Origin of the sequence: Streptomyces sp. AC512_CC834, from assembly GCF_019049325.1 — a bacterium.
GTDB lineage: Bacteria > Actinomycetota > Actinomycetes > Streptomycetales > Streptomycetaceae > Streptomyces.
Window position 1 is genome coordinate 1 of the sequence record NZ_JAGMUO010000059.1, and the last position, 6,782, is coordinate 6,782.

Sequence of the window (6,782 nt, forward strand, 5' to 3'; positions counted from 1 at the left end):
CTCCCGCGCGCCGCGGCCCCTCTCCCTCCCCCCCGCACCTCTCGCGCCTCGCCCCGCGCCCTTCCCCCTCGCCCTCGCTCCTCGCCCCCCGGTCTGCCCCCACCCCATGCCCGACCGGCGTGGGAGGTGTCCGTGTGGCGGTGGGCTGTCGTCTGGCAGGGCCTACCATGGACCCCCGTGTCCTCTGCCTCCCCCGCCCCCGGTTCCACGCCCTCCGGCCGCTCCCCGATATCCGGGACGGCGCCGGCCGCGCTCTCGCTGTGCGCCCGCGAGCCCCGTGTCCCCGCGGACCGGCTGGTCGCCGAGATGGTGCCCCCGCCCCGGTTCGACTCGGTCCGCTTCAGCACGTACCTCCCGGACCCGAACCAGCCCAGCCAGCGCGAGGCCGTACAGGTCCTGGAGGACTTCGCGACCGGGCTGGGCGAGGCGCCCGGCACGGCCACCGGCAGGCGCGGCTTCTTCGGCCTCGGCCGGAGCCGGGCACCGAAGGCGCCCGCGGGTCCCCGCGGCGTCTACCTCGACGGCGGCTACGGCGTCGGCAAGACCCACCTGCTGGCCTCCCTGTGGCACGCCACCCCCGCCGAACCCTCCCGCAAGGCCTTCGGCACCTTCGTGGAGCTGACCAACCTCGTCGGCGCCCTGGGCTTCCAGCAGACCGTGCGGACCCTCTCCGGGCACCGTCTGCTGTGCATCGACGAGTTCGAACTGGACGACCCCGGCGACACCGTCCTCGTCTCCAGCCTGCTCGCCCGGCTCGTGGAGGCGGGTGTGGCGCTGGCCGCCACCTCCAACACGCTGCCCGGCAAGCTCGGCGAGGGCCGGTTCGCGGCGGCCGACTTCCTGCGTGAGATCCAGGGCCTGTCCGCGCACTTCCGCGCCCTGCGCATCGACGGCGAGGACTACCGCCACCGCGGCCTGCCCGAGGCCCCGGCGCCGTACTCCGACGAGCAGGTGACCCGCGCGGCGCGGGCCGCCGAGGGCGCGTCCCTGGACGACTTCCCCGCCCTCCTCGACCACCTCGCCCGCGTCCACCCCAGCCGCTACGGCGCGCTGACCGACGGCCTCACGGCGGTGTGCCTCACCGGGGTGCGTCCGGTGCCGGACCAGTCGACGGCGCTGCGGCTGGTGGTGCTCGCGGACCGGCTCTACGACCGTGAGGTGCCCGTCCTGGCCTCCGGGCAGCCCTTCGACCGGCTCTTCAGCGAGGAGATGCTGAAGGGCGGGTACCGCAAGAAGTACTTCCGGGCGATCTCCCGGCTCACCGCGCTGGCCCGGGACGCGGCACGGCTCGTCGACGCGCCCTGAGAGTCGACACGCCCTGAGAACGGCCCGTTCGCGCCAACCCACCCGCGATTTTCAGGCTCTCTTCAGCTCGTAACGCTACGTTAACCCAGCAAAGCTCTATGCAGGGTTAACGTGCTTCTTGACCGCGCATTGACCATGCGTTGAACGAGCATTGACCCAGCGATGCACCGTGCACCGACCACGCACCGGCACGCATCGAGAGCGTGAACTGCCGTGAACTGCCTGGAGGGGGGCGTATGTTCCGAGGTGCCACGGCCCTGACGCGGGTTCCGCTCCTCGCCGCCGTCCTGGTGGCCCTCCAGCTCTTCACTCCCGCCGCTTCGTTCGCATTCGCGCATACAAGCCGTGATGCCGTGGCCAACACCCAGGCCGCGATCACCCTCTCCGGCACGGCGTCGCACGAGGAGCGGGTCAACTGCCGCGACTCCGGCCGCTCCGGGAACCCGCACGGTCCCGCCCGCGTCCGGGACCGGCACCGCACCGCCGCCGCACCCCGGCCCGAGGCACCCGAGCGCCCGCTCCCGCGGCAGCGCGTCCCGGCCGTGTCCGAGTCCGTCGCGTCCGGCACGGCGGCAGGCCACCGGTCCAGACCCGCGACGGACCGTTCCCCGGCGGCACTTCAGGTCTTCCGCTGCTGAAGGCCGGCCCGCACCTCCCCCACCCATGTCCCGCCCGTCCGACGCGCCCCCAACCGCGCGCCAGGAGGAATCACCCCATCATGCAGCCCCTCATCGACAACGCCCGTACGTTCGGACAGCGCCCTGAGGAGTTCGCCGGGCTCGCCGAAGGCCAGTCGCCCGAAGTCCTGTTCATCACCTGCTCCGACTCCCGGGTCGTACCGGCCCTGATCACGGGCGCCCGGCCCGGCCAGCTCTTCGAGCTGCGCACCGCGGGCAACATCGTCCCGCCGTACGGCGGCGAGCGTCCCTCCGGCGAGGCGGCCACCATCGAGTACGCCGTCCAGGTCCTCGGCGTCACGGACATCGTGGTCTGCGGCCACTCGCACTGCGGCGCCGTCGGCGCCCTGGTGCGCGGCGACGACCTGACCGCCGTACCCGCCGTACGCGACTGGCTGGCGCACGCCGCGGACGAGCCGAAGCCGTGCGACGCGGCCGACCCCACCGTCGCCGAGGCCGTACAGCACCACGTACTGGCGCAACTGCTGCGCCTGCGCTCCTACCCCTGTGTCGAACAGCGGCTGGCGGACGGCCGGCTGCGGATGCACGGCTGGTACTACGAGGTCCACACCGGAATCGTGCGCGAACACCACGCGGACACCGACGCGTTCGAGACGCTGTGAGCGCCGGCATGAACGACATAGCCGATCAGAGCCGCAGGTTCCCGCACTGGCGGCAGGACTTCACCGCCTCGCTCGTCGTGTTCCTGGTCGCGCTCCCGCTGTGCGTGGGCATCGCCGTCGCCTCCGGTGTCCCGGCCGAACTCGGCCTGGTCACCGGCATCGTGGGCGGCCTGGTCACCGGATTCCTGCCGGGCAGCAGCCTCCAGGTCTCCGGCCCGGCCGCCGGCCTGACCGTGCTGGTCTTCGGCGCGGTCGACGAGTACGGGCTGCCCGCGCTCGGTGTGATGGTGCTGGCCGCCGGTCTGATCCAGCTCGTGCTGGGCGCCCTGAAGCTGGGGCGCTGGTTCCGGGCGATCTCCCTCTCGGTCGTCGAGGGCATGCTGGCCGGCATCGGTCTCGTGCTCATCGCGGGCCAGCTCTACTCGGCCGCCGGGCTTGAGGCGCCCGCCTCCGGCCTCGACAAGCTCACCGGGCTGCCCGGGGCCGCCGCCGACGCGCTGGGCAGCACCGAGGCGCTCACCTCGCTCGCCCTCGGCGCGGGCACCGTCGCGGTGATCGTGCTGTGGAAGCGGCTGCCGGGCGCGGTGCGGACCGTGCCGGGCGCGCTGGCCGCGGTCGGCCTGGCCACGGCGGTCACGGCGGTCTTCGGACTGTCGGTGGCGACCGTCGAGGTGAGCGGCCTGCTGGACGTGATCCAGCCGCCCGGCGCCGACGCCTTCGGCGAGCTGGCGAACGTGGGCATCTTCGGCACGATCGTCGCCTTCACCCTGATCGCCTCGGCGGAGAGCCTGTTCAGCGCCGCCGCGGTGGACCGGCTGCACAAGGGCCCGCGCACCGAGTACAACAAGGAGCTGATGGCACAGGGCGTGGGCAACACCGTGTGCGGTGTGCTCGGCGCGCTGCCGATGACCGCGGTCATCGTGCGCAGCTCCACCAACGTCGGCGCGGGCGCGCGGACCAAGGCGTCCCGGGTGCTGCACGGCGTGTGGCTGCTGCTGTTCGCCGCGCTGCTGCCGTCCGCGCTGGCGCTGATCCCGCTGCCCGCGCTGGCCGGCATCCTGGTCCACGCGGGCTGGAAGCTGATCCCGTTCCGCGGCATCGTGCCGCTGTGGCGCGAGCACCGGGGCGAGGCGCTGATCCTGGTGGTCACGGCCGTGTCGATCGTCGCGGTGAACATGTTCGAGGGCGTGCTGATCGGTCTGGCGCTGTCCGTGGCCAAGACCGCCTGGGAGGCCTCCCACCTCAGGCTGGAGATCGTCGACAAGGGCGCCGGTCCCGTCCAGGCCCACCTGTCGGGCAACGCGACCTTCCTCAGGCTGCCGAAGATCCTGGAGAGCCTGGAGGCGCTGCCGCAGGACCGCCCGGTCGAGCTGGACCTGTCCGGGCTGCACCACCTGGACCACGCCTGCCGCAGCGCGCTGGAGAACTGGGCCGAGCGGCACAGTGCCACCGGCACCGACCCGGTGAAGGTCACCGCGCCGGAGCGGGCGGCGGTGTAGCGCAGAGGTGTAACGGAGAGCCCGGCGCCCGGTCCGGGGCATGGCCTCGGACCGGGCGTCGGGCCTATCGTGGCAGGAAGGGTGAAGGCGAAAAAGGTCCTCCGAGTGAGGAGGTCGCCATGCTCCAGGAGCTCCTGGCCGCGGCTGCCGCCACCGGCGGCGCCGGAGTGGTCTACGTCGCCTCGGCGGCGCGGGTCGTCAAGCAGTACGAGCGGGGAGTGGTGTTCCGGCTCGGACGGCTCGCGGGTCAGACGCGGGGGCCCGGGTTCACGATGGTGGTGCCGTTCGTGGACCGGCTGCACAAGGTGAACATGCAGATCATCACGCTGCCCGTGCCCGCGCAGGAGGGCATCACCCGCGACAACGTCACCGTGCGGGTGGACGCGGTCGTCTACTTCAAGGTGGTCGACGCGGCCAACGCGCTGGTCCGGGTGGAGGACTACCGGTTCGCCGTCTCGCAGATGGCCCAGACCTCGCTGCGCTCGATCATCGGCAAGAGCGACCTGGACGATCTGCTGTCCGACCGCGAGAAACTGAACCAGGGCCTGGAGCTGATGATCGACAGCCCGGCGGTCGGCTGGGGCGTGCAGATCGACCGGGTGGAGATCAAGGACGTCTCCTTGCCCGACACCATGAAACGCTCGATGGCCCGCCAGGCCGAGGCCGACCGGGAGCGGCGGGCCAGGGTCATCAACGCCGACGCCGAACTCCAGGCGTCGAAGGTGCTCGCGGAGGCGGCCCGGGAGATGTCCGAGACACCCGCGGCGCTGCAACTGCGCCTGCTGCAGACGGTCGTCGCGGTGGCCGCCGAGAAGAACTCGACCCTGGTGCTGCCCTTCCCGGTGGAGCTGCTGCGGTTCCTGGAGAAGGCCCAGGAGCATCCGGTCGAGCGGTGACACGAGCTACACGCGTGGTTCCCGGGACTTCTGTCAGGTGATAGACACGGCGGGTCGCAGTCCTGTCCGCCAGCAGGAAGGTCACCCCCATGTCCATGTCCAGTCGCGCGGCGACCCGACGCCAGGTGCTCGCCCGTACCGGAGCCCTGGGCGCAGGCATCGCCTTCACCGGCGCCGTCTCCGAACTCTTCGCCGGCACCGCCGCCGCCCAGCCCCTGGGCCACACCGGCTACGGCCCCCTCGTCCCCGACCCCGACGGGCTGCTCGACCTGCCCAGGGGCTTCAGCTACCGGGTGCTGTCCCGCGAGGGCGACGAGCTGCGCTCCGGCGAGGGCAAGGTGCCGTCCAACCACGACGGCATGTCCGCCTTCCCGGCTCGTTCAAATCATTCGGGTCGTCCGGATCGTCCGGGTCATTCGGGTCGTTCCTCCGGCAGACACGCCCACACCCTCCTCGTCCGCAATCACGAGAACCGCGAGGACGGCCGCGTCCCGGTCCCGACGGTCGAGGGACTGACGTACGACCCGGAGGGCAAGGGCGGCTGTACGGCGCTGGAGCTGGACTCCCGCAACCACGTCCTGTCCGAGCGGGTCGGCATCGCCGGTACGGCCGTCAACTGCGCGGGCGGCCACACTCCCTGGAACACGTGGCTGACCTGCGAGGAGACCGAGGACAGGGCCGGTACCAACGGCTACACCAAGGACCACGGCTTCATCTTCGAGGTCGATCCGGTCGACCCGCACCGCACGGGCGCGGTGCCGCTGACCGCGATGGGCCGCTTCCAGCACGAGGCGATCGCCGTGGACCCGCGGCGCGGCGTCGTGTACGAGACGGAGGACGCGTTCGAGCGCCCCTTCGGCCTCTTCTACCGGTTCCTGCCGGAGAAGCCGCTGGGCGGCACGGGCTCCCTGCGGGCGGGCGGCAGGCTCCAGGCGATGCGCGTGCCCGGCGTGCCCGACCTGTCCTCGATCCAGGAGACGGGCGCCTGCTTCGACGGCATCGAGTGGGTGGACGTACCCGACCCGCTGGCCGCCGAGACGCCCATCCGCTTCCAGGACTTCGGCCGCGGCGGCATCACCCACGCGCAGAAGCTGGAGGGCTGCTACTGGGGCGGGCACAGCGTGTACTTCGTGTCGTCCTTCGCCCACAGCGACGAGGGCTCGGCCGCCGACCACTACGGCCAGATCTGGCGCTACGACCCCGAGCGGCGCCGCCTGACCCTGGTGATCGTCTTCGGTCCCGACACCGACGTGCAGCTCCCGGGCGAGTCCCCGGACAACATCTGCCTGGCCCCCAGCGGCGGCCTCATGGTCTGCGAGGACGGCAACGGCGCACAGCACGTCTTCGGCCTGACCCGGCGCGGCGAGGTGTACGCGATGGCCCGCGGCGCGCAGAACATCGGCACGGAGGAGGAACCCCAGTGGGGTGAGTTCGCCGGGGTCACCTTCTCCCCCGACGGCGACACGATGTACGTCAACTGCTACACGCCGGGCACGACCTTCGCGGTGACGGGGCCCTGGCGCAGGTAGCACGTCCGGCACCGGCGAGCGCCGGGCGTGGTGCGCCCCGCCCGGCCTGACCCGGGAGGGTGACCCCTCGGCACGTCGCACCGCACAGTCACACAAACAAGACATCACACTCATACGTTCGTACGATGATCACTCTCGTACGACGTGCAGCCGCCCTCTGTGTCCTGGGCGCCGCACTCGCCGCCTGCGGAACCACCGAGGCCAAGCAGCAGGCCCCCCGCCCGGCCCCCTCGGCGCCCGCCCCGTCCCCCTC

Annotated in this window: 6 protein-coding genes; all 6 read left to right on the top strand. The window is 72.2% G+C overall.

Annotation, left to right across the window (positions count from 1 at the left end; translation table 11 throughout):
• Positions 1-177 precede the first annotated feature (177 nt).
• The 6 genes from zapE (at position 178) to KUM40_RS20820 (ending at position 6,529) form a co-directional block, all read left to right on the top strand.
• Positions 178-1,305, top strand: coding sequence for a cell division protein ZapE (gene zapE, locus KUM40_RS20795; protein ID WP_217167527.1), 1,128 nt, complete (start codon positions 178-180; stop codon positions 1,303-1,305).
• A 353-nt stretch (positions 1,306-1,658) separates the two neighbouring features.
• Positions 1,659-1,943: a hypothetical protein gene (locus KUM40_RS20800; RefSeq protein WP_308401198.1), complete on the top strand. Its 285-nt coding sequence runs from the start codon at positions 1,659-1,661 to the stop codon at positions 1,941-1,943.
• An 80-nt stretch (positions 1,944-2,023) separates the two neighbouring features.
• Positions 2,024-2,605, top strand: coding sequence for a carbonic anhydrase (locus KUM40_RS20805; RefSeq protein WP_217167529.1), 582 nt, complete (start codon positions 2,024-2,026; stop codon positions 2,603-2,605).
• 8 nt (positions 2,606-2,613) lie between these two features.
• Positions 2,614-4,104 (top strand): SulP family inorganic anion transporter, encoded by a 1,491-nt coding sequence (locus KUM40_RS20810; RefSeq protein WP_217167530.1) that lies wholly within the window; start codon positions 2,614-2,616, stop codon positions 4,102-4,104.
• A gap of 119 nt (positions 4,105-4,223) precedes the next feature.
• Positions 4,224-5,000 carry a slipin family protein gene (locus KUM40_RS20815; RefSeq protein WP_217167531.1) on the top strand — a complete coding sequence of 259 codons (777 nt, stop codon included), beginning with the start codon at positions 4,224-4,226 and terminating at the stop codon, positions 4,998-5,000.
• 89 nt (positions 5,001-5,089) lie between these two features.
• The gene (locus KUM40_RS20820) at positions 5,090-6,529 is read left to right on the top strand and encodes a PhoX family protein (RefSeq protein ID WP_217167532.1); all 1,440 of its coding nucleotides are present in this window, start codon (positions 5,090-5,092) and stop codon (positions 6,527-6,529) included.
• Positions 6,530-6,782 lie beyond the last annotated feature (253 nt).

Excerpts from the sequence above, each read along its gene's own strand:
- KUM40_RS20805 (WP_217167529.1), top strand. The coding sequence starts at position 2,024 with ATGCAGCCCCTCATCGACAACGCCCGTACGTTCGGACAGCGCCCTGAG.
- KUM40_RS20810 (WP_217167530.1), top strand. The coding sequence starts at position 2,614 with ATGAACGACATAGCCGATCAGAGCCGCAGGTTCCCGCACTGGCGGCAG.
- KUM40_RS20815 (WP_217167531.1), top strand. The coding sequence starts at position 4,224 with ATGCTCCAGGAGCTCCTGGCCGCGGCTGCCGCCACCGGCGGCGCCGGA.
- KUM40_RS20820 (WP_217167532.1), top strand. The coding sequence starts at position 5,090 with ATGTCCATGTCCAGTCGCGCGGCGACCCGACGCCAGGTGCTCGCCCGT.